We start from the raw sequence: 20,448 nt of genomic DNA, 5'->3' as shown, positions 1-20,448 counted from the left end.
GATTTTGAATTACCACCTATGTAAAAAGGAGCCGTCATGGCAGAACGTACAGCAATCATTGGGAGTCGAGTTGGCCTTCACGCCCGCCCGGCTGCAGTCTTCGCCGAAGCCGCCGGCGAGCTTCCGGTCGAGGTCACCATCGCGTTGGAAACAGAACCTGCCGAAGACGCATTAGATGCCTCAAGCATTCTGTCGCTCATGGGCTTGGGCGCCGAATACGGCACCAAGGTTGTGCTGCGCGCTGAGGGTGAAGGGGCCGACGAAGCCCTGGATCAGCTGGTGAAAATCCTGGAGATTGACCACGACTCGGAGTAAACCACCTTGTTCAGGCAGAGCCCGCGTTTGACCTTTAACGGTGAAGCGCGGGTTTTGGTTTTAATTCCGAATTACTGATTGACAAAATTCAATCAGTAGATGGATGATTGATCCTACGCGCAAGTTGTAGGAGCTTCTCATGGGTAGGTTGCAGGACTCAATGCTGCGCCTCGTTAAGCCATTCACCCACAGGGACTATGCACTACTCGCGAGCGCACTAATTATTTCCACCTTTGCCGCCGGCATGTGGGCGGTGGCAATGGTATATCAGGTACGCCGTTTAGGTGGCGGGCCCCTAGAGCTGTCCATGGTGGCCACCTCAAACGCTGTGGGGCTACTTGCCTTGGTGCTGCTCGGCGGCATTTTGGCCGACAGATATTCCTGCCGAAAAATTGTCGTCTTGGTACAGCTACTGTTGGTGCTCATCATGAGCGTGACGGCCCTACTGGCACTGACTGGTGCTATCACCCTATGGCATCTCATGCTCACCAGCTTCCTCGCCGGTGCCGGATCTGCATTCTTCTTCCCGGCATATTCCGCACTACTGCCGCGCATCTTGCCCCCGAAGGATCTGCTGGCCGCCAACGGACTTGAGGGTACGGTCCGACCGGTAGTGCACACGGCCCTGGGACCGATGGTTGCGGGTTTTCTTGTTGCCGCGATTTCGCCGGCGCACGCAATTGCCGGAATCGCCCTGTGCCATTTGATCGCCATCTTTGTGCTGCGGCGCATAGCGCACCGCAAAGAATACGACGCTCCGGCCCCTGCTGACTCTACTGCTGTAGCGCCCAGCGTGCTGCGCCAGTTACGCGAAGGCGTGGGCTATACGATGCGTACCAGCTGGCTGCGCTGGACGTTGATCTTTTCGGTGATTTCCGTATTCACCTTTATCGGACCTTTTGAGGTGCTGCTGCCATTTATCGTCAGTGATCATCTGGGCGGGGATGCAAAACTCTTTGGCTACACGCTGGCCTTCTTCGGGGCCGGTTCGGCGATCGGTTCACTGCTGATCGCCTCGGCGAAGTTCCCACGTCGATATTTGACCCTGATGACCGCTTGCTGGTGTTTAGGCACGTTGCCCCTGGCCGCGGTGGGTTACGTGGACGCCGCGTGGATGCTGTTCGCGATTCTCTTACTTTTCGGGATTACCGATTCGGCCGGAATGGTCATCTGGGGAACCCTGTTGCAGCGCCGGGTGCCGAAACATTTATTAGGGCGTATTTCCAGCCTGGATTTCTTTGTCTCCTTGGCATTAATGCCCTTGTCCATGGCTGTGGCCGGCCCGCTAAGCCAGTTATTGAGCCTGCAAAGTATTTTTGTGATCGCAGGGACCGCCTCGCCAATCTTCGGGCTGCTCGCTTGGTGGGCTGGACGTTTTGCTCGTGATGAAATTGAGCATCCGTTGCACTCAACATCGGAAACGCCAGCAAGCTTATAGCTGGCGTCTTGACCTTGACCGCGCTCGCTATGCACTGGCTACGAAGTCACTGAGCGATGGCGTGGCAGTTTTGCGCTGCCGCCGGATGAGCGAGAAGCTGAACAGATGAGCATGTCTTCCCGCGTCACCCCTCGGCTAAGCGCACTGCTTCTTGGCATCCTCTTGCTGGCAGGTTGCTCCGCCCAGCCACCCGAACCACAGCCTGACCCTGTTGCGGCGCCACCGGCAGTGGACTGCGCAACCGCCAAATGCGTCGCACTAACCTTCGATGATGGCCCGGGAGAGTACACCAATCGCCTGCTCGATGAATTGTCCGGGCAGCACGCGCCGGCCACATTCTTTGTTCTGGGAAAGAACGTTAAGAAATACCCCAAGACGCTCCAGCGCATGGTTGACGAGGGACATCAGATAGGCAGCCACACCTTTGACCATAAAGACATCACTAAGTTAACCGCCGAGGGCATTGAACACGAAGTGCAGTGGACCGATGAGGCGATCGAGCAAGCCTCCGGCGTGAAACCGCAGATTCTCCGTCCGCCTTATGGTGCCCACGGCGCCGTTTATGACCGGCTCATCCCCTACCCGCTGGTGCTGTGGGACGTTGACACGCTGGATTGGAAGCACCACGACCCACAAAAGACCGTCAAAATTGCCCTCGAAGAGGCCAAACCCGGCTCGATCATTTTGATGCATGACATCCACGAGAGCTCGGTCAAAGCGGTGCCCCAGTTAGTCAGCAAACTTCACGACGCCGGATACACCTTGGTCACGGTGGACCAGCTATTTGCCGGAACTGACTTGAAGGCATCTAAGGCCTACGACCATCGAAGTAAGACGAATCCCTAGGGGGCTTGTTCGGCATAGAACCTGAACTGATCAAGCATGTCCTCTTCTGCTTCACGGACCGACTCGGCAAGCTCTTCGCACTCTTGCACGCTTAAATCGGGGTTAATCACCGCGACTTGAAGCACCACTTCGGTGTATCCGGCATCGTCTTTCAGATCAAAACGATAGGACAAGCCATCCGGGTTCTCAGAGGTATGTGCAACTAGCAAACGATTTTCGATCAGATCATGGATTTCATAGCGTCGTTCGTGTCCACCCACCCGATAGATCAAATTCGTGCCCACGCGCAACTGCACGTCGTCCGAATGCATGGTGGCGATACCCGGCATCCACAAGGGAGCCGCGGTCCAATCGGTCAACAACGCCCAGACACGGTGCACCGGCAAGTGAATCACCACGGTGCTTTCAAAAACGCTGAACTGGCTCATACTCGAATCGTCCCACTCCCCTGCATTTAATGGAATACCACCGCTAAACCCGCTTGGCTCTCGGCACCAGAAACCAGAAAAGCCAACCGGTGCGCGGGAGCGCGCATCGGTTGGCTTTTGCAGTTGCGGTACTGGGTTTACCAGTCTTCTTCGTCGTCGGCCTCAGAAGTACCCAACTCGGGTTCCTGCTCTTGGTCGAAGTTGTACCAAGCTTCGGTGAAGCCAACCATCTCATCCAGTGCTTCTTGCTGATCTTCGTCGAGGGCTTCCAGCGCCTCGGCATTGTTCAGGATCGCGCTGACTGCCAGAAAAGGGTGGCGTTCAAAGTAGTCCAGTGGAGTAGCTTCGCGTGTGAAGGTCAGGTTTTCACTTTGCGCAAAGAGTTCAATGTACTGCGCAACGGCAGCCGGCATACGGGTGAGGCTAATACCGGAAAGGGACTCGTTGTAGATTTCGGCAGTGGCATCAGCCCACTGCTCAATGAGCTCTTCGCTCATTTGTGCCATCAGATTCTCCGCCTTGGTGCGTAGGTTTGGGAATGCTCACATCTTGGGTAAGAATTCAGCTTAAACCTTCAGGCCGAGCATGCCAAGACGATCAGGGTGTGATTTATCCTTGGTCGGCCTACCGCGGTCGGCGCATGGCGAACCGCCATGCGCCGACGGCAGTAGGCCGCAGAAAGCCTTAGTAGGCTCTCACTCCTTGCTCAACGATCAAGTGGATCAGGGCAAAGGTCTTGTCATTGTCGATTGCGGCAAGAGCCGCATCCACGGCGGCAGGAACGTCAGCGTCATTCTCCACGCGCACTCCGTAGCCACCGAAAGACTGAGCCATCAAAGCGAAGTCCGGGTTTTTCAGCTGGGTACCGGAAACCCGGTTCGGGTAGTGGCGTTCCTGGTGGGTTCGGATGGTGCCGTACTGCTGGTTGTCCATGACAACCACCAGCGGGGTGGCCCCATACTGGGCCGCGGTAGCTAGCTCTTGGCCATTCATCATGAACTCACCGTCACCGGCAATACTGACCACTCGGCGCTGCGGGTAGGACAGTGACGCGGCCACCGCCGAAGGGATGGAGTACCCCATTGAGCCGTTACGTGCCGAAAGCATTGAGGCGTAGCCATTAGTTGGGAAATAGCGGTGCGCCCAGTTGGTATGTTCGCCGGCGCCGAAGGTGACCATGGCATCTTCGGGAAGGGCGTTAACCAGATTTGCCATCAAGGTATCCATCTTTGCCTGGCCTGCTGCAGGGGCCGCTGGAGGCAGCTGGGCAAATTTTTCCTGTTCGCCGCGCATGCGTCCGGTCCATTCACGCCATGAATCTTTCACCGGCAGATCCATCAGCAACAGGTCACGAACGAAGACGTCAGGTTTGGCCACAATCTGATGAGAGACCGGACCGGAACGGCCCCGTAGCGATGGGTCGATAGTAACCAGGAAGTTCTTCTTGTCCCAATTTTGACGGACATTAAATCCATCGGTGATCACATCTCCCGGCACGGTACCGACGAAGATCAACAGGTCCGTTTCTTCCAGCAGGTCGTAGGTTGGCTTGGGCCGGCCATATCCAATGGGCCCAACATAGGACGGGGAGTTAAACGGTACGGTGCCTTCACAACGCCATTCGGCCGCCGCCGGCAGATCATGCTCTTCGAGCCAACGGGTGAAGTCTGCGGCACCTTCGTGGGTCCAGTCATTACCGCCGAAGATAAACAGTGGCTTATCCGCTTCCTGAAGGGCGCCATGCAGTGCCTTCCAGTCGGTGACGGTCATGCCTCCGGTGGCCACCGGGATTTCCGGGTGCACTGTCGCGGAAACCTCGCGGGTGATGATGTCTTCGGGCAGACCGACAACTACCGGACCGGGGCGGCCGGACATGGCAGCGAACATCGCTTCGGCGACGACTTCGGAGGCCCTATCAGGATGGTCCAAGACCATCACTCGCTTGGCACCGGTGCCGAACCAGGCCTTTGGATCAAATTCTTGGAAGGCTTCCTTGCCGCGGTGCTCGAAGGGGATCAGACCTACGAACAGCACCAAAGGAGTGGAGTCCTGCCATGCGGTGTGCAATCCTACGTGGGCATTGGCGGCGCCCGGACCACGAGTGACCATAGCGATGCCCGGACGCTGGTGCATTTTCCCGTCGGCTTCTGCCATGTAGGTGGCTCCACCTTCGTGGCGGCAAACAACTGTGTCAATAGTCGAATTATGCAAGCCGTCAAGCACGTCCAGGTAGCTTTCCCCGGGGACAACGTAGGCGCGCTCCACACCATGGGCTACAAGGGTGTCAACAATGACGTGTCCGGCCGACTTCTTTGTCGACGGCTGACCATTTTCACTCATCTTTTTGGCGTCTTTCTATCGAATAAAAGTCTTGGCTCGCAGATACGAAAAAAGGTGCCACAAGGCACCAGATGCAACGTTGCGTCGTCGTGAAACAGTACTAGAGGCCGGTAAGCATTGCACGTAGTTACGCATTTACTACGTAAATGTGACACCTTGCTTAGAGTTACTGCATATCGTAAGGCAATTTGTCCATGAATTTCATACATGCAAGTCAGTGTGTTGCATCACAGACAAAATTACGGTCCACCCTAGTGCGAAGCGGTCCGCGTCGCGGTCGAAGCTACGGCGCACCAAGCCCCTTCATGAACACGGCAATAGGCGTTACGTGTTTGACGACACATCTGCCCAACTAATAGCCTATTGAACAACTAAAGTTTCCCCTCGGTAATCTCCGGCTTTCCGACCTCATAGAACACGAGCCCAATACATGGAATACATCAACGGTGCAATCGTTGCAGCGTACCTAGCGGCCATGCTGCTCTTCGGATGGTGGGGCAAGTCCCGCGCCAAGAACAGCAGTGACTACCTCGTCGCCGGACGCCGACTCGGCCCGTTCCTCTACACGGGCACCATGGCGGCAGTAGTATTGGGCGGCGCGTCGACAGTGGGCGGCGTAGGCCTAGGCTACAAATGGGGCATCTCAGGCATGTGGCTAGTCGTTGCCATCGGGGCCGGAGTAATCTTATTGTCTCTGGCCTTTGCCCCTACTTTGCAACGCCTCAAGGTCTTCACCGTTTCGCAAATGCTCACGCTGCGCTATGGCAGCAAGTCGGCCACCAACTCTTCGGGCATTGTCATGCTCGCTTACACCTTGATGCTCTGCGCGACATCAACCAGCGCGTATGCGACGATTTTTGTGGTTCTCTTCGGCTGGGAGAAGTGGCTGGCCATCGCTATTGGCGGCGCCATTGTGGTGGTTTATTCCACCATCGGCGGCATGTGGTCCATTACCCTGGCTGATCAGGTGCAGTTCGTTATTAAAACGGTAGGCATCTTCTGCCTGATGCTGCCTTTCGCATTAAACGCCGCAGGTGGCATGGACGGCATCCGTGAGCGCGTTGATGCGGAATTCTTCAGCTTCACCGGCATCGGAATGCAATCCATCATCACGTACTTTGTCGTTTACACGCTGGGCCTACTGATCGGTCAGGATATCTGGCAGCGCGTATTCACCGCGAAGAGCCCCAAGGTAGCCCGCTAGGGCGGAACTACCGCCGGGATCTACTGCATCATCTATGGTGCTGCGGGAGCAGTAATCGGTATGGCCGCTAAGGTCGCGCTGCCAGGCATTATCGGGGCCGATACGAATAAGGACGTCGTCTACGCTGAGGTTGCCACCGAGCTGCTTCCCGTAGCCGTCGGCGGCTTAGTGATGGCTGCGGCAGTGGCCGCGATGATGTCCACCGCCTCAGGAGCTTTGATCGCTGCGGCCACGGTGGCCCGCACCGATGTCTCTCCATTTGTGGCCAGCTGGTTTGGCAAGTCCATCAGCGTCAATTCCGATGAGAACCCAGAACATGATGTGCGGGCGAACCGCATCTGGGTACTGGTACTTGGAATCGTGACCGTATCTCTGGCAATCCTTGTTGATGATGTGGTTGCCGCACTCACGATCGCCTACGACATCTTGGTCGGCGGCCTGCTAGTGGCCATCATTGGTGGATTGCTGTGGAAACGTGGAAATGGCATTGGCGCTGCAGCCTCAATGGCCGCCGGCACACTGGTCACACTGGGCACCATGATCATTCTAGAGATCCAGGCCGAACAAAAGTTCGACGGCGTATACGCCAACGAACCAATTTATTTTGGGCTCATCGCCTCCGCTGTCACCTTCACCGTCATTTCATTGCTCACCAGGCCTACCCCCGTGCAGGTCATTGAACATTGGAATCAACGTGTCGCAGGTACCGCAGCAGTTGAAGGTGTCGACACAGGCGTCAAGTAACAACTACTCTCGGCTTACCACTGGCGAGACAATGCAGGCCCGGCGGAATTTTCCGCCGGGCCTGCATTGCTCTTCCCAGAAATTCTCCGGGACTAATGCGTTAGTCGTTGATCAGATCATGGCGCACAATGGTCTGATCGCGGTCCGGGCCTACGCCAATGGCAGAGATCCGAGTGCCGCTGATCTTCTCGAGGGCCAGAATGTAGTTACGCGCATTTTCTGGCAAATCTTCCATGGTCCGCGCCGTGGAGATATCCTCGGTCCAGCCTGGGAAGTACTCGAAGATCGGCTTCGCGTGGTGGAACTCGGTCTGCGTCATCGGCATTTCGTCGTGACGCACACCGTCAACGTCGTAGGCCACGCACACTGGGATCTGCTCAATGTTGGTCAGCACATCCAGCTTGGTGACGAAATAATCGGTGAAGCCGTTTACGCGCGACGCGTGACGCGCCAGTACCGCGTCGTACCAACCACAACGGCGTGGGCGTCCGGTGTTAACACCGAATTCTCCGCCGGTGGTCTGCAGGTAGATACCCATGTCGTCGAACAGTTCGGTAGGGAAAGGCCCAGCACCCACACGGGTGGTGTAAGCCTTGATGATACCGATCGAACGGCTGATCCTGGTCGGGCCAATGCCCGAACCGACCGAGGCGCCACCGGCGGTGGGGTTCGAGGAAGTCACGAACGGGTAAGTACCGTGGTCCACGTCCAGGAAAGTTGCTTGGCCGCCCTCCATGAGAACCACCTTGCCCGCATCCAGGGCGTTGTTCAGTTCGAAGGTGGAATCGATCATCAACGGGCGCAACCGGTCCGCATAGGACAGGAAGTACTGCACAATGTCCTCGACGATCACGGTGCGGCGGTTGTAGATCTTCACCAGCAGTTCGTTCTTCTGGCGCAGCGCACCTTCAACCTTCTGGCGCAGGATCGACTCATCAAAGACGTCCTGCACGCGGATGCCCAAGCGGCCCACCTTATCCATGTAGGCCGGGCCGATGCCGCGTCCGGTGGTGCCAATGGCACGCTTACCCAAGAAACGTTCGGTGACCTTGTCCATGGTCTGGTGGTACGGAGCGACCAGGTGAGCGTTAGCCGAGACGCGTAGCTTCGAGGTGTCGGCGCCGCGGGCTTCCAACCCTTCGATTTCTTCGAAGAGGGCCTCAAGGTTCACCACACAACCGTTACCGATAATCGGAATGGCGTTAGGCGACAGAATGCCGGCCGGAAGGAGCTTTAGCTCGTACTTCTCACCGCCGACAACCACGGTGTGCCCGGCGTTGTTACCGCCGTTTGGCTTGACTACATAGTCGACCTGCCCACCGAGTAGATCGGTAGCCTTGCCTTTACCTTCATCGCCCCACTGGGCTCCGACGATCACGATTGCTGGCATGGGATCCTCCCCCTTGCATAAAGCAGCGGTTGCGGCGTTCTTTACGCCGTCCCGGCACGGTGCCGGGCAAAAAATATGCCCCTGTACTTCTCACTTGACCCAAAGGGCGCAATGTAAGAGTTAGGGGCTCTTACGACCAAAGTTTACCGAAACGATTAGTGAATCTCGAGCTCAGATGACGGTTGTCGGTGTTATTCATAGATATCGGCTGTTTTCTCGCGCAGACTTGACTCTGACACAGTGTGAGGGCGGAGAACTAAAGCATGTTATCCATCGGGGCGTTTGCACAGATTGGCCAGGTAACCCACCGCATGTTGCGGCATTGGGACACCGCCGGTCTGCTCATAGCCGCCCATGTAGACCCGTTCAGCGGCTACCGTTCCTATGACCCGTCGCAACTTCAGCGTTTGCATCGAATTGTTGCCTTGCGCGAGTTGGGTTTTGGGCTGGAGGAAATTTCCCTGATCCTGGATCAGGGAGCTACCGCGCAGAAGATTGCAGAGCTATTGCAGATTCGTCATGCGCAGGTTGAATCCGAGCATCGCTTGGCCACCCAGCGGCTGCTCGACGTGGAACGGCGTCTACGCCTGATCTCTAAGGAGAAACTCATGTCGCACATTGAAATCATCCACAAATCACTGCCCGCGGTGCGCCTGCTTGCCGGACGCTTCGCGGTAGCTGAGCAACCTGAAATCGCTGGACGCATCGGTCCGCTTTTCGGCCAGATTGCTGCCGCTTTGGACGGCCAAGAATTTGCCGCCCCTATAGCCCAGTACTCCGGCACGGAAAACGGTGTGGAAGTTATTGCGGGTTTTACTACGGATGCCGAAGCCTGCGGAGGTTTCGAGAGTGTCGAATTGCCGGCGGTTTCCGAAGCAATCTGCGGGATGCACATAGGAGCAATGGACACCATCCATGAAAGCTGGCAGGCAGTGCATGAAGAGGTCCTAGCCCGTGGGCTTGTTCCTTCCGGACCATGCCGCGAACTTTATGTGCGCTCCGAATCCGCAGACCAATCCGATTGGGTGACCGAACTGCAGCAACCGGTCAGCGCAGCTTAGCTCACCAGCTGGTGCGGTGATTCCAGTAAATCACCCACCACGCTGTGTGCGGCGCCGATCAGCGCGCCGGTCTGCCCCAGCGGGGAAAACCTCAGCTGCGCTTGCCCGGCGATGCTTGGGGCATGGGTTGTGAGGCTATGCGCCGTAGCCGGCAGCAGCCACTGCTCTAGGGCGGCAAAGTGTCCGCCAAAAACCACGGTGGATACGTTGAATAGGCGCATCGCCGACGCCACGGCAACACCCAGTGACTTACCAGCGTCTGCCACGGCAATACTGGCCGCTTCTTGCCCGGATTCCAACGCTTGGTAAAGGCGCTCAATCCGCTGCTGACGCGAGGCACCGCGAGCAGCCACACCAAGGTTTGCCGCGGTCAGGATGGCTTCCTGCCCGGCAACTGTTTCTAGACATCCGCGTCCACCGCAGCTGCACGGTTTGCCTTCGGGCTGGACCACCACATGTCCCAGCTCGCCGGCATGCCCCCGCGGACCGGCAAAGAGTTCGGCATCGATAATCAGACCGCCGCCAATACCGACCTCGCCGGAGACGAAGAGAAAGTCGCGTTCGTCCGTTCCCATGAGCTGTTGCTGGGCCAGCGCCGAGGCGTTTGCTTCGTTAAAGAGGCGGAAGCGGATCTTCGTTTCGCTCAGTAGTTTTCGCACATCCAAGGCTTGAGTTTCCCAGCCGAGGTTTGGCGCCTGCAGCACCGTGTAGCTTTTCTCATCGACCAGACCTGGCACTGCGAGTCCGCCGCCAAGAATCTTCAGATCTTGGGCCTCGGCGGCCTGCTGCATTTGACTGCTTAGCTCGCTCAGAGCATCGATGACTTGTTCAGCGCTAACCCCACGATTCAGGCGCGGAACAATCTGGTGAGTTAGCAGTTTTCCCGATAAATCCACGAGCCCGGCGGAGATGTAGTCGACGTTGATTTCCATGCCGATCACGCAGCGTGCGGGGTTTAATATCAGGCCTACCGAGGGCCGTCCGCGTTCCCCGTCTCGGTGCACCCCAATTTCAATCACCAATCCGCTTTCCAGCAGGTCGGCGACCAAGCTGGAGACCGAGGCCTTGGTGAGTTTACTGCGCATAGCAATGTCCGCACGAGAAAGCCGATGCTCGCTGTGGGCACCGGCAATGACTGCTAACACTCTTGCCAGATTTGCCTTGCGCACATCCCCCACATTTCCGGGCGCATCCAAAGGTGCAGGCTGGACTTCAGCCGTTGTTTTGCGCATGCCTGCTCCTTAGAAAATCCTGGCCGGCTTGTTGCCGTTTCCTATTGACTCTAACTCATCGCCAACCATATAGTTCAGGTTATAAACTAAATAATGAAAGCCACACTCTCTCGATCCAAGGATGCATCCCATGACTCTCCAGCCAACCGCCGCCGACCGCTTCACTTTTGGTCTGTGGACCGTGGGATGGACCGGCGCCGACCCATTCGGCGTCGCCACCCGCAAGAACCTGGATCCAATCGAAGCCGTACACAGGCTCGCCGAATTCGGCGCCTACGGCGTCACCTTCCACGACAATGACCTGATTCCTTTTGACGCTACCGCTTCCCAGCGCGAGCAAATCTTGACCGACTTCCGCGCAGCACTGAAGGAAACCGGCCTGAAGGTCCCGATGGTGACCACCAACCTGTTCAGCCACCCGGTATTCAAGGACGGTGGCTTCACCTCCAATGACCGCTCGATCCGCCGTTTCGCACTGGCCAAGGTACTGCACAACATTGATTTGGCTGCCGAGATGGGCGCCGAGACCTTTGTCATGTGGGGCGGCCGTGAAGGCTCCGAGTACGACGGTTCCAAGGACCTGGCTGCGGCACTGGATCGGATGCGCGAAGGCGTAGACACCACCGCTGGCTACATCAAGGAAAAGGGCTACAACATGCGCCTGGCCTTGGAACCAAAGCCAAACGAACCACGCGGCGACATCTTCCTGCCCACCGTCGGCCACGGCCTGGCCTTCATTGAGAAGCTGGAACACGGCGACATCGTGGGGCTCAACCCGGAGACCGGCCACGAGCAGATGGCTGGCCTGAATTTCACCCACGGCATCGCTCAGGCACTCTGGGCAGGCAAACTGTTCCACATCGACCTTAACGGCCAGCGCGGCATCAAGTACGACCAGGATCTGGTCTTCGGCCACGGCGACCTAACCAGCGCATTCTTCACCGTTGATCTGCTGGAAAACGGCTTCCCAACCGGTGGCCCGAAGTACGATGGTCCACGTCACTTCGACTACAAGCCATCACGCACCGACGGTTACGACGGCGTGTGGGACTCGGCGAAGGCCAATATGTCCATGTACCTGATGCTCAAGGAACGTACCCAGGCCTTCCGTGCAGACCCGGAGGTTCAGGAAGCTATGAAGCTCTCCGGCGTCTTCGAGTTGGGCGAGAGCACCTTGAACGCTGGCGAAACCGCAGCGCAGCTGATGAGCGACGCGGCAAGCTTCGCTGACTTCGACGCCGATGCGGCGGCGCAGCGCAACTTCGCATTTATTCGCCTGAACCAGCTGGCTATCGAGCACCTGCTGGGCGCCCGCTAAACCACTGACTCCACCCACCGCAGAAAGCAGCCCGAACTATGACGCTCGTTGCCGGCATCGACTCGTCCACCCAATCATGCAAGGTGGTCATTCGCGACGCCGCAACGGGCGCTCTAGTCCGCTCCGGACGCGCTGCGCACCCCGAGGGCACCGAAATTGACCCGGAGTTCTGGTTCAGTGCACTGCAGGAAGCGATCGCCCAGGCCGGCGGCCTGGACGACGTGGAAGCGGTCTCGGTGGGTGGGCAACAGCATGGCATGGTGGTACTCGATGAGTCTGCCAGCGTGATCCGCCCGGCACTGCTGTGGAATGACACCCGCAGCGCGCAGGCGGCCCTTGACATCATTAACGACGCGGGTCACGGTGATATGGAAGCGGGCGCCAAATACTGGGCGCAGCGCACCGGCACCCTCCCGGTTTCCTCCATCACGCTGACCAAGCTGCGCTGGCTGAAAGATCACGAACCAGAAAATGCAGCGAAGGTCGCCGCCGTCTGCCTGCCCCATGATTGGTTGTCCTGGCGCCTGGCCGGTTACGGCCCAGGCAGCGGAGTCGAATCTCTGGCCGCCCTGCGCACCGACCGTTCCGATGCCTCGGGCACCGGGTATTACCGTGCCTCCGAAAACGCTTATGACCTTGAAGCACTGGAGCAGCATCTGGGCCACGCCCCCATCCTGCCTGCCGTCGTAGGACCATTGGATTCCATCGGCCGCACCGACACCGGCGCCCATATCGGCCCGGGCGCCGGCGATAACGCCGCCGCCGGATTGGGCGTAGGGGCCACACTAGGAGACGTAGTCATCTCGCTGGGCACCTCCGGTACGGTGTTCGCCGTGACCGACGCTCCGCCGGCAGATGCCTCCGGTCTGGTGGCCGGCTTCGCCGATGCCACCGGCCACTATCTGCCCTTGGTATGTACGCTCAACGCCACCCGCATCTTCGACGCCACGGCCAAGCTCTTGCAGATAACGATCGAAGAGGTCAACGACCTCGCCTTGGCCGCCAGCCCCGGCTCGGACGGGCTCACCTTGCTGCCGTACTTTGACGGCGAGCGCACCCCCAACCTGCCAGAGGCCACAGGTTCCTTGCATGGAATCACCCGCGGCAATTACACTCCGGAAAACTTGGCCCGCAGCGCCGTGGAGGCTGTGATCTGCTCACTGGCCGACGGCCTGCATGCCTTGGAAGCCCAGGGGGTGCGCGCACAGCGCATCATCCTGATCGGTGGTGGCGCACAGTCCCGAGCCGTGCAGCAGATCGCTTCACAAATCTTAGGACTACCCATCATGGTGCCGACCCCGGGCGAATATGTGGCAGATGGAGCTGCCCGCCAAGCAGCCGGCGTACTGGCCGGAGAATTCCCGAAGTGGAGCCAGGACACCATCCAGGTGCCGGTATTAGAACCAACCCCGCAGGTACTTGAACGCTATCGTGCACTGGTTTCCAGCCAGTGGCTGAAAAGTAGGGACCGGCCGTGAAACTGCGTGAACAGGAACTGAACTGGGCCGGAAATCTTGCCTACCGGGCCAAAGAACTGCTCTACCCCACCAGCCTTGAACAGTTGCGGGACCTCGTGCGTGCAGCAAAATCCGTGAAGATTTTGGGCTCGCGTCATTCATTCAATGACATCGCCGATACCGGCGAACTGATGATCTCTCTGGCCCGGATGCCAGCAGAGATAACAATTGATCCGCAGACAATGTCCGTGCGGGTCAGTGCCGGGATCACCTATGGCGCGCTAGCCGACGTGTTGCAGGAAGCCGGTTTTGCCCTGCACAATCTCGCTTCACTGCCACATATCTCGGTGGCTGGCGCGGTATCTACCGGCACTCACGGTTCCGGAGAAACTCATGGCAACCTCGCCACCGCTGTCAGTGCAGTAGAGCTGGTACTGGCCGATGGTTCGCTGATGAGCGTGCAGCGTGGCGACGAAGATTTCCACGGCGTAGTTGTCGGCTTAGGTGCACTAGGCGTATTGACCCACCTCACCTTGGATATCCTGCCAAGCTTTGAAGTGCGCCAGACCGTCTTTGAGGATTTGTCATGGAACAAGGTGCTCAAAGACTTCGCTGCCGTCCAAGCCTCCGCCTACAGCGTCAGCCTGTTCACCGATTGGAGTGGCGACCAGGTAGGACAGGCCTGGCTCAAACGCCGCGTGGGCGACGCACTGGTTGACGATATTGATCAAGGCAAATTCGATGGCCAACCAGCAATTGCCGCAGTGCATCCACTGCCCGGAGCCGACGGCACGATCTGCAGCGTTCAGTTAGGTGAGACAGGGCCTTGGTCAGACCGACTAGCCCATTTCCGCATGGATTTCATGCCCAGTGCCGGTGATGAACTACAGAGCGAATACCTGGTTCCGCGCGAACACGCGGTGGCAGCCATTCAAGCAATTCGTAAGCTCTCACCGGTGATCACTCCCCTGCTGCTGATCTCCGAGGTGCGTGCCATTGCCTCCGACGAGCTATGGCTCAGTGGAAACTACGACCGTGATGGCATTGCCCTGCACTTTACCTGGAAGCCGCTGCAGGAAGCTGTCCAAATGATCCTTCCGCAGCTCGAAAAAGCCTTGGCGCCGTATGACGCACGACCGCACTGGGGCAAGCTCTTTGCTTCCCAGGCTTCCGAGCTCAGAAGCCTGTACCCGAAGTTTGATCACTTCATTGCGCTGACTAACCGGCTAGATCCTGCGGGCAAGTTCCGCAACGACTACCTGCGCCGTACGGTGTTCGGAGACTAAGCGAACGCGTGAGTTATCCAGCTCCTGGCAGTGGATCATACGGCTCCGGGCAGGCTCACCGGATTTGCTTAGATCCATCCACGCTCTTCGGCGAGCAGCACCGCTTGCTGGCGGGTCGCGACGTTCAACTTCGCGAGAATTGCGGAGATGTAATTACGTACAGTTCCGGCAGCCAGGTTGAGAGTCCGAGCGATCTGGACCGTGGATTCGCCACGTCGACCGGCACGCAGCACATCCAGTTCCCGCTCGGTCAGCGGGCTCCGCTCGTCGCTTAGCGCATCGGCAGCAATCTCGGGGTCAATGTACCGTGCCCCCGCCGCGACCCGGCGGATGACCTCGGCTACCTCGTTGGCACTGCGAGACTTCGGCAAAAACCCTGAGACTCCAGATGCCAGTGCCCTGCGCAGTACACCGGGGCGGGCATGTCTGGTCACCACAACACAGCGTGTGGCGCTCCCCGTACTACGCAGCCGATCTGCCACCTGAACACCGTCAAGTTCTGGCATCTCCAAATCGAGCAAGCAGATATCGGGCTGAAGTTTTTCTGCCATGATGACGGCCTGCGCACCGTCGGCGCATTCTGCTACTACTTCGATGTCATCTTCTAAACGCAGCAGTGCGGCCAGCGCCGAACGAATCATTGCCTCATCATCTGCAATCAATACTCGGATCATTACCGTTCTTTCTTGATGCTCGTCGCTGGCACCCGCACCACAATCGAAAACTCATGTTTTCCACGGTGAACCTCAACAGAGCCGTCGGCTTCCGCCGCACGGCGAATGATCCCGTGTATCCCGGATCCATCAGCGCTGTGCGCATTCTCTGCCGCATGGTCGTTAGTAATCTCGTAGCTCCACTGGTCACCGTCGCGCTTTAATGACAGGTGCGCGCGCATGCCAGCACCGTGGCGCAGGACGTTTGTTGTTGTCTCACGAATGATCGGCCCGAGAATGGTGGCGGGCGCCAGATTCACCTCGCCTGACACCGTGGCATTAACCGAGATCCCAGCCGCCCGGAGAATATCAACGGCGTTATCTAACTCATCGCGAAGCGGCACACCGCGAAAGCGCATGGCCAGATCGCGTGTGCCTTGTTGAGCCGCGGCGACACTGGATCTGGCTAACCGCAGTTGTTCCAGCGCCGCCTTCGGATCGCGTGTTAATAGACGCTCGGAGAGTTCAAGCTGCAATGCGATCACTTGCAGATGATGGCCTTGCAGGTCATGGACATCAGTCGCAACGCGCAATCGCTCCTGGGTGGCCCCTAACCGTGATTCTGCCGCCCGGGCACGATCCAGCGTGGCAAGCACATCCCACCACCACAGCGAGCTGACGGTGATGGCCGGCAATAAAATGGTCATAAAGCCCAGTGCCCACCAGCCTTCTGCGACCTCTCCGCCGGCAGAAGTCATGGAACGCAGATCAATGAACCACAGGCCACCGAGCAACATAAGAGCGGCCATGACTAACCGCATGCGTACGCCGCGAGGCCAGTTGAGCAACATCAGCGATTGCACAATCGGCAACACCGCCATCACCCAGAGCCCGCTGGTCAGGCCTGCTATGAATGCAAATGCCGTGCTGATGCACAGCGGAAGCAGGATGCTGCGCCATTGCGCTGTCACTCCCGCTGTCTCGTCTCGACGCCGGTACAGCACCAGTAAGGGCACCGTGGCCAGGCACCATGCCAGCCCACCGACCGCCATGGTGACCACGGAGGCGGGACTCTTGCCCAGGTTGGTCTGCGCGCCGATCCATAGGAGCAGGATCATTAGCTGAAATATCAGCAAGGCGGCCACCGTATACCACCAAGTAGCGGTAATTCCCGTGCTCAGCCTGCGCGAACCGATGGATCCGGGCCCGAAGTTCTCAGTCGGATCGGCAGGTGGAGAAGCACTCATTTATTCAGTATACGGGGATGACAAATGTCATGGCCTAAACATGCAAAGCTCCCTGTCACTAGTGACATTTAGGCACTTACTCAAGCGCTCTAAGTGCGATGAAATTGAATTACACCGACATCCGGTGATTCACGACAGGAGCAATCATGAACCTCATCGAATCCTTCCAGAATCTCATCTCGCAGGTCCCCGAGATCGTGCAGCCGTTGGTCGTGGCCCTAGCCGGCGCGGTCCCCTTCGTTGAAGGTGAGGGAGCTGCAGCCATCGGCATTCTTGGCGGTATCAATCCGCTGGTTGCCGCCATCGCCGCCATCATCGGCAACTTCATCTGTGTAGCGCTGTTGGTGTTGCTGGGCTCCGGCGCTCACACGGCACTGTCCAACCGCAAGCGAGCAAAGAACCTCGTCGGAGCACACGGTGCGGACCGCACCGATGCTCAGCAGCTGAACGAAAATATTGAACAGGTGGTCACCGAGGAAAGTGAACGCAAGGCCAACCGCCGAATCAAATTCCAGCGCGCATTTGACCGCTACGGAGTTCCAGGTGTGAGCCTGCTCGGCCCACTGCTGCTGCCAACTCACTTCACCGCCACCATGCTCGCCGCCATCGGCATCAACAAGACACGAATTCTCATTTGGCAGGCAGCAGCCATCATCAGCTGGACCACCGCGCTGTCCATCTTCATTGCCAGCGTTGTCAATGTCGCAGCCTAGCGCAACACGGACAAATACTACGCAGACTTTCCCGGCTAGATCAGTACACGCAGGCAGTCAGTGCTGCTACGTCTAGACTAGAAACCATGGCATTAACTCAGCTGACCGTCGTGGATACCGCGGTCGATATCCTGCAGCAGTTCGGGTTAGCTGACCTGTCCATGCGCCGCCTGGCCAAGGAACTCGAGGTACAGGTTGGGGCACTGTACTGGCATGTGAAAAACAAGCAGGAGCTGTTGGCGGCCGTGGCGGCCAAGCTGTTGAACACCGAGCAGCTGCGTGTCATCCCGGAAAATTTTGCCACACCCGCAGACGCGGTTTTGCAGCTATGCCGCAAGCTGTATCTGGCGCTGCTTCCCATCCAGGACAGCCCGGAGGTGATCGAGGTAGCCAGTGCGCTGCAGGTTGAGCAACTCAACCCAGTACTGCAGCTGCGCGAGCTGCTTCACTTAGCTGGTTTGTCCGCGGAAGAGTCCCGTTTTGGCCAGCAACTGCTGCTCAACCACATTCTAGGTTCGGTGGCCTACCGGCAGAACCTCGTGCAGTTGGACGTTGATGCGCCTCAAAGCGATGGTTTTGATTGGGGACTGCAGCGAGCAGTCTCCGGGCTCTTCTCCCGGACCTAATCCCGCGGGCACCTGCTAGCTAAGCTGCCCGCCGGAGGCATCCAGATAGCACGAGGCACAAAGCGACTCGTACCAGACATCTTCGCCATCAATGGCTACCTGGTCGCCGTCAAAAACAACCTGGTCCCCCACCCGGCGTGTGTTAAACATTGCTTTACGCCCGCAGCGGCAAATGGTTTTCAGCTCTTCCAAGGAGTGCGCAAGCTCCATTAATCGCGCGGAGCCCGGGAAAGCATGGGTTCTGAAGTCGGTTCGGATTCCGTAGGCGAGAACCGGAACGTTGTCGAGCACGGCAATTCGCAGCAAGTCATCAACCTGCTCTTGGGTCAAGAACTGGGCCTCGTCGACAAGCAGACACGCGACTGGGGGTGAATCAACGTGAGTGAGGAGTGCTTCGGGATCCTCGCCGGAAGCTATCGCAGCGAACTGCTGACGCACATTACCTTGCGGGCTGATCACGAAGTCGACCTCGCGTTCAAGCCCTAAACGGGAAACTATCGAGGCTTCACCCTTAGTGTCGACGCCAGGTTTGGCCAATAAGATCCGCTGGCCACGTTCCTCATAGTTAAAGGCAGCCTGCAGTAAGCTCGTTGATTTGCCCGAGTTCATTGCCCCATACCGGAAATACAGTTTGGCCACCATTGCTCCTCGACTGTTGCTGTGCCTGCTATCTGGCAGGCCCTTTACGATCTTAGTGCCCGCAGCAGAGTTCTCCAGTGAACTAGCTCCGCGGGCCTCGGTTTGCTCTCGTCAGGCCGGAAGTTGCTTCTTGCCGGCAAAGACCAGCTTGTAGAGCACCGACATGACGATGATAAACGGCACACCGAAGATCAACGTGTACTTAAATTCCGGAACGAAGAACGAGGTCACCAGCAGTCCGGCCAGTAATACCGCACCGAATAGTGAGGCCGCCGGGTATCCGGGCAGCTGGTACTCCAAGACAACCTGCTGTCTGCGCACCTTGCGGCGGAAGGCCACGTGGGTCACCAAGATCATGAACCAGGTAGCCAAGGCTCCAAAGGTAGCCAGTGACATCATGATGCCAAATCCACCTTCTGGAACCATGGCGTAGACCAGGGCAGCCACGGCAATGCCGCCGGCAGACATCCACACCGCGTGGATCGGGGCACCGTTACTGCTGGTTTTGTGGGCGAGACGTGGTGCATGACCGGAGTCCGCCAATGAGTGCAACATGCGAGTCGCGGCATAGAGCTGGGCATTCATCGCCGACAACGCGGCAATGATCAGCACGAAGTTCAGGACCGAGTCGGCAAAGGGAATACCAACCTGGGACATTACGGTGACAAACGGAGAACCACCGGAAATGAGTTCACTGGTGGGCGCCACCGCGAGGATCAACGCCATGGTGAATACGTAGAAGAGCAGCAGGCGCAGGAAGGAAACTTTGAAGGCCTTGCGCACCGCAATTTTTGGGTTGCGGGCCTCGGCCGCGGCAATCGAGATGGCTTCGATGCCCATGTAGGAAAAGATTGCCACAATCACCGCACTCCACATACCGGAGAGCCCATTGGCGAAGAATCCACCCTCGGCGGTGTAGTTCTGGAAACCGAACTGGTCATTGGAATCATGGAATACCAGCCACAGGGCAATGATGATGAAGGCGACCACGGCGAAGACCTTGATCGCGGAGAACCAGTATTCGGTGGTGCCGAAGGTTTTCACGCTGGAGAAGTTCACGGCAAGCAGCACCACGGAGAAGAGGATCACCCAGAGCAGTCCGGGAATTTCGGGGAACCAGTACTGCATGTATTCGCCCACGGCGCTGACCTCGGTACCCACTGCGAAGATTAGCGCGGACCAGTAAAGGTATTTGGTTAGGTATCCGGCGAACCGTCCCAGGTAGCGTTCGGCGTACACGCCGAACGAACCAGCCACCGGCTGCTTGACCGTCATTTCGGCGAGAGCCCCCATAACCAGCAGTGCCACAACGCCACCAATCAGGTAGCTGATGATCACCGATGGGCCTGCCATTGAGATGGCCAGTTTGCTGCCGGCAAACAGTCCCGTGCCGATCGCGCTGCCCAGCGCGATCATCGACATCTGGGCCGGTGTTAATGACTTCTTCAGACCCGAGCCGGATTCAGTGACGTGTACCGGTTGCTTGCCCAACGATGCTCCCTTAGACCTAT

Annotated in this window: 18 protein-coding genes and 1 pseudogene; 10 read left to right on the top strand and 9 right to left on the bottom strand. The window is 58.0% G+C overall.

All coding sequences use genetic code 11. The annotated features are described in order from the left end of the window. Nucleotides 1-36 precede the first annotated feature (36 nt). The 3 genes from VJ369_RS04500 to VJ369_RS04490 all read left to right on the top strand — a co-directional run bounded on the left by VJ369_RS04500 (nucleotide 37) and on the right by VJ369_RS04490 (nucleotide 2,599). A complete protein-coding gene (locus VJ369_RS04500) occupies nucleotides 37-315 on the top strand; it encodes an HPr family phosphocarrier protein (RefSeq protein WP_324090923.1) in 279 nt (92 codons plus the stop codon). Between the two features lie 139 nt (nucleotides 316-454). Continuing rightward, on the top strand, nucleotides 455-1,753 hold the full coding sequence (locus tag VJ369_RS04495; protein ID WP_324090922.1) for an MFS transporter: 1,299 nt from the start codon (nucleotides 455-457) through the stop codon (nucleotides 1,751-1,753). 105 nt (nucleotides 1,754-1,858) lie between these two features. After that, entirely contained in the window at nucleotides 1,859-2,599 is a 741-nt protein-coding gene (locus VJ369_RS04490; protein ID WP_324090921.1) for a polysaccharide deacetylase family protein, read from the top strand. On the opposite strand, the gene VJ369_RS04485 is transcribed toward VJ369_RS04490, so the two are convergent. The 3 genes from VJ369_RS04485 to VJ369_RS04475 form a co-directional block, all read right to left on the bottom strand. Further along, nucleotides 2,596-3,027 (bottom strand): SRPBCC family protein, encoded by a 432-nt coding sequence (locus VJ369_RS04485; protein WP_324090920.1) that lies wholly within the window; start codon nucleotides 3,025-3,027, stop codon nucleotides 2,596-2,598. The two genes, VJ369_RS04490 and VJ369_RS04485, sit on opposite strands and share 4 nt — an antisense overlap. A 137-nt stretch (nucleotides 3,028-3,164) precedes the next feature. After that, a complete protein-coding gene (locus VJ369_RS04480) occupies nucleotides 3,165-3,533 on the bottom strand; it encodes a hypothetical protein (protein ID WP_324090919.1) in 369 nt (122 codons plus the stop codon). Between the two features lie 178 nt (nucleotides 3,534-3,711). Beyond that, the gene (locus VJ369_RS04475; RefSeq protein ID WP_324090918.1) at nucleotides 3,712-5,367 is read right to left on the bottom strand and encodes a thiamine pyrophosphate-dependent enzyme; all 1,656 of its coding nucleotides are present in this window, start codon (nucleotides 5,365-5,367) and stop codon (nucleotides 3,712-3,714) included. A 430-nt stretch (nucleotides 5,368-5,797) separates the two neighbouring features. Between VJ369_RS04475 and VJ369_RS04470 the strand changes: the two are divergent. Then, nucleotides 5,798-7,315: pseudogene (locus VJ369_RS04470) on the top strand (sodium:solute symporter). A gap of 100 nt (nucleotides 7,316-7,415) precedes the next feature. On the opposite strand, the gene VJ369_RS04465 reads toward VJ369_RS04470, so the two are convergent. After that, the gene (locus VJ369_RS04465) at nucleotides 7,416-8,705 is read right to left on the bottom strand and encodes an adenylosuccinate synthase (protein WP_324090917.1); all 1,290 of its coding nucleotides are present in this window, start codon (nucleotides 8,703-8,705) and stop codon (nucleotides 7,416-7,418) included. Between the two features lie 263 nt (nucleotides 8,706-8,968). Between VJ369_RS04465 and VJ369_RS04460 the strand changes: the two genes are divergently transcribed. Further along, entirely contained in the window at nucleotides 8,969-9,766 is a 798-nt protein-coding gene (locus tag VJ369_RS04460; RefSeq protein ID WP_324090916.1) for a MerR family transcriptional regulator, read from the top strand. Here VJ369_RS04460 and VJ369_RS04455 read toward each other — a convergent pair. Next, entirely contained in the window at nucleotides 9,763-10,998 is a 1,236-nt protein-coding gene (locus tag VJ369_RS04455) for an ROK family transcriptional regulator (protein WP_324090915.1), read from the bottom strand. The two genes, VJ369_RS04460 and VJ369_RS04455, sit on opposite strands and share 4 nt — an antisense overlap. A 130-nt stretch (nucleotides 10,999-11,128) precedes the next feature. On the opposite strand from VJ369_RS04455, the gene xylA reads away from it, so the two are divergent. Genes xylA through VJ369_RS04440 form a run of 3 tightly spaced genes read left to right on the top strand, consistent with a single transcriptional unit; the run spans nucleotide 11,129 to nucleotide 15,059 of the window. Then, nucleotides 11,129-12,316, top strand: a complete 1,188-nt coding sequence (gene xylA, locus VJ369_RS04450; RefSeq protein ID WP_324090914.1) for a xylose isomerase — start codon at nucleotides 11,129-11,131, stop codon at nucleotides 12,314-12,316. 38 nt (nucleotides 12,317-12,354) lie between these two features. Beyond that, nucleotides 12,355-13,794 carry a xylulokinase gene (gene xylB, locus VJ369_RS04445; RefSeq protein WP_324090913.1) on the top strand — a complete coding sequence of 480 codons (1,440 nt, stop codon included), beginning with the start codon at nucleotides 12,355-12,357 and terminating at the stop codon, nucleotides 13,792-13,794. Next, nucleotides 13,791-15,059 carry an FAD-binding protein gene (locus VJ369_RS04440; RefSeq protein ID WP_324090912.1) on the top strand — a complete coding sequence of 423 codons (1,269 nt, stop codon included), beginning with the start codon at nucleotides 13,791-13,793 and terminating at the stop codon, nucleotides 15,057-15,059. Before xylB ends, VJ369_RS04440 begins: the two co-directional genes overlap by 4 nt. Before the next feature lie 68 nt (nucleotides 15,060-15,127). Here VJ369_RS04440 and VJ369_RS04435 read toward each other — a convergent pair whose 3' ends face one another. Together VJ369_RS04435 and VJ369_RS04430 are read right to left on the bottom strand one after the other, a co-directional pair. Further along, nucleotides 15,128-15,733: a response regulator transcription factor gene (locus VJ369_RS04435; protein ID WP_324090911.1), complete on the bottom strand. Its 606-nt coding sequence runs from the start codon at nucleotides 15,731-15,733 to the stop codon at nucleotides 15,128-15,130. Then, a complete protein-coding gene (locus VJ369_RS04430; protein WP_324090910.1) occupies nucleotides 15,733-16,959 on the bottom strand; it encodes a sensor histidine kinase in 1,227 nt (408 codons plus the stop codon). The genes VJ369_RS04435 and VJ369_RS04430 overlap by 1 nt, the downstream gene beginning before the upstream one ends. A 146-nt stretch (nucleotides 16,960-17,105) precedes the next feature. Here VJ369_RS04430 and VJ369_RS04425 point away from each other — a divergent pair, with 146 nt between their 5' ends. Together VJ369_RS04425 and VJ369_RS04420 are read left to right on the top strand one after the other, a co-directional pair. Then, the gene (locus tag VJ369_RS04425; protein WP_324090909.1) at nucleotides 17,106-17,672 is read left to right on the top strand and encodes a small multidrug efflux protein; all 567 of its coding nucleotides are present in this window, start codon (nucleotides 17,106-17,108) and stop codon (nucleotides 17,670-17,672) included. Nucleotides 17,673-17,758: 86 nt separating this feature from the next. Beyond that, nucleotides 17,759-18,298 (top strand): helix-turn-helix domain-containing protein, encoded by a 540-nt coding sequence (locus VJ369_RS04420; protein ID WP_324090908.1) that lies wholly within the window; start codon nucleotides 17,759-17,761, stop codon nucleotides 18,296-18,298. Between the two features lie 15 nt (nucleotides 18,299-18,313). On the opposite strand, the gene VJ369_RS04415 is transcribed toward VJ369_RS04420, so the two are convergent. Both VJ369_RS04415 and VJ369_RS04410 read right to left on the bottom strand, forming a co-directional pair. Then, nucleotides 18,314-18,937, bottom strand: a complete 624-nt coding sequence (locus tag VJ369_RS04415) for a thymidine kinase (protein ID WP_324090985.1) — start codon at nucleotides 18,935-18,937, stop codon at nucleotides 18,314-18,316. A 111-nt stretch (nucleotides 18,938-19,048) separates the two neighbouring features. Next, nucleotides 19,049-20,428, bottom strand: a complete 1,380-nt coding sequence (locus VJ369_RS04410) for an amino acid permease (protein ID WP_324090907.1) — start codon at nucleotides 20,426-20,428, stop codon at nucleotides 19,049-19,051. Between the last annotated feature and the right edge of the window lie 20 nt (nucleotides 20,429-20,448).

The organism is Glutamicibacter sp. (genome assembly GCF_035257265.1).
Lineage (GTDB): Bacteria > Actinomycetota > Actinomycetes > Actinomycetales > Micrococcaceae > Glutamicibacter.
Note: the sequence above shows the minus strand (reverse complement) of the source record. Positions and strands in the feature narration are given on the sequence as shown.

Bases quoted from the DNA above. Each gene is read 5' to 3' on its own strand.
- VJ369_RS04480 (WP_324090919.1), bottom strand. From the start codon at position 3,533: ATGGCACAAATGAGCGAAGAGCTCATTGAGCAGTGGGCTGATGCCACT.
- xylB (WP_324090913.1), top strand. From the start codon at position 12,355: ATGACGCTCGTTGCCGGCATCGACTCGTCCACCCAATCATGCAAGGTG.
- VJ369_RS04500 (WP_324090923.1), top strand. From the start codon at position 37: ATGGCAGAACGTACAGCAATCATTGGGAGTCGAGTTGGCCTTCACGCC.
- VJ369_RS04475 (WP_324090918.1), bottom strand. From the start codon at position 5,367: ATGAGTGAAAATGGTCAGCCGTCGACAAAGAAGTCGGCCGGACACGTC.
- VJ369_RS04420 (WP_324090908.1), top strand. From the start codon at position 17,759: ATGGCATTAACTCAGCTGACCGTCGTGGATACCGCGGTCGATATCCTG.
- VJ369_RS04460 (WP_324090916.1), top strand. From the start codon at position 8,969: ATGTTATCCATCGGGGCGTTTGCACAGATTGGCCAGGTAACCCACCGC.
- VJ369_RS04465 (WP_324090917.1), bottom strand. From the start codon at position 8,705: ATGCCAGCAATCGTGATCGTCGGAGCCCAGTGGGGCGATGAAGGTAAA.
- VJ369_RS04425 (WP_324090909.1), top strand. From the start codon at position 17,106: ATGAACCTCATCGAATCCTTCCAGAATCTCATCTCGCAGGTCCCCGAG.
- VJ369_RS04485 (WP_324090920.1), bottom strand. From the start codon at position 3,027: ATGAGCCAGTTCAGCGTTTTTGAAAGCACCGTGGTGATTCACTTGCCG.
- VJ369_RS04495 (WP_324090922.1), top strand. From the start codon at position 455: ATGGGTAGGTTGCAGGACTCAATGCTGCGCCTCGTTAAGCCATTCACC.
- xylA (WP_324090914.1), top strand. From the start codon at position 11,129: ATGACTCTCCAGCCAACCGCCGCCGACCGCTTCACTTTTGGTCTGTGG.
- VJ369_RS04435 (WP_324090911.1), bottom strand. From the start codon at position 15,733: ATGATCCGAGTATTGATTGCAGATGATGAGGCAATGATTCGTTCGGCG.
- VJ369_RS04490 (WP_324090921.1), top strand. From the start codon at position 1,859: ATGAGCATGTCTTCCCGCGTCACCCCTCGGCTAAGCGCACTGCTTCTT.
- VJ369_RS04455 (WP_324090915.1), bottom strand. From the start codon at position 10,998: ATGCGCAAAACAACGGCTGAAGTCCAGCCTGCACCTTTGGATGCGCCC.
- VJ369_RS04430 (WP_324090910.1), bottom strand. From the start codon at position 16,959: ATGAGTGCTTCTCCACCTGCCGATCCGACTGAGAACTTCGGGCCCGGA.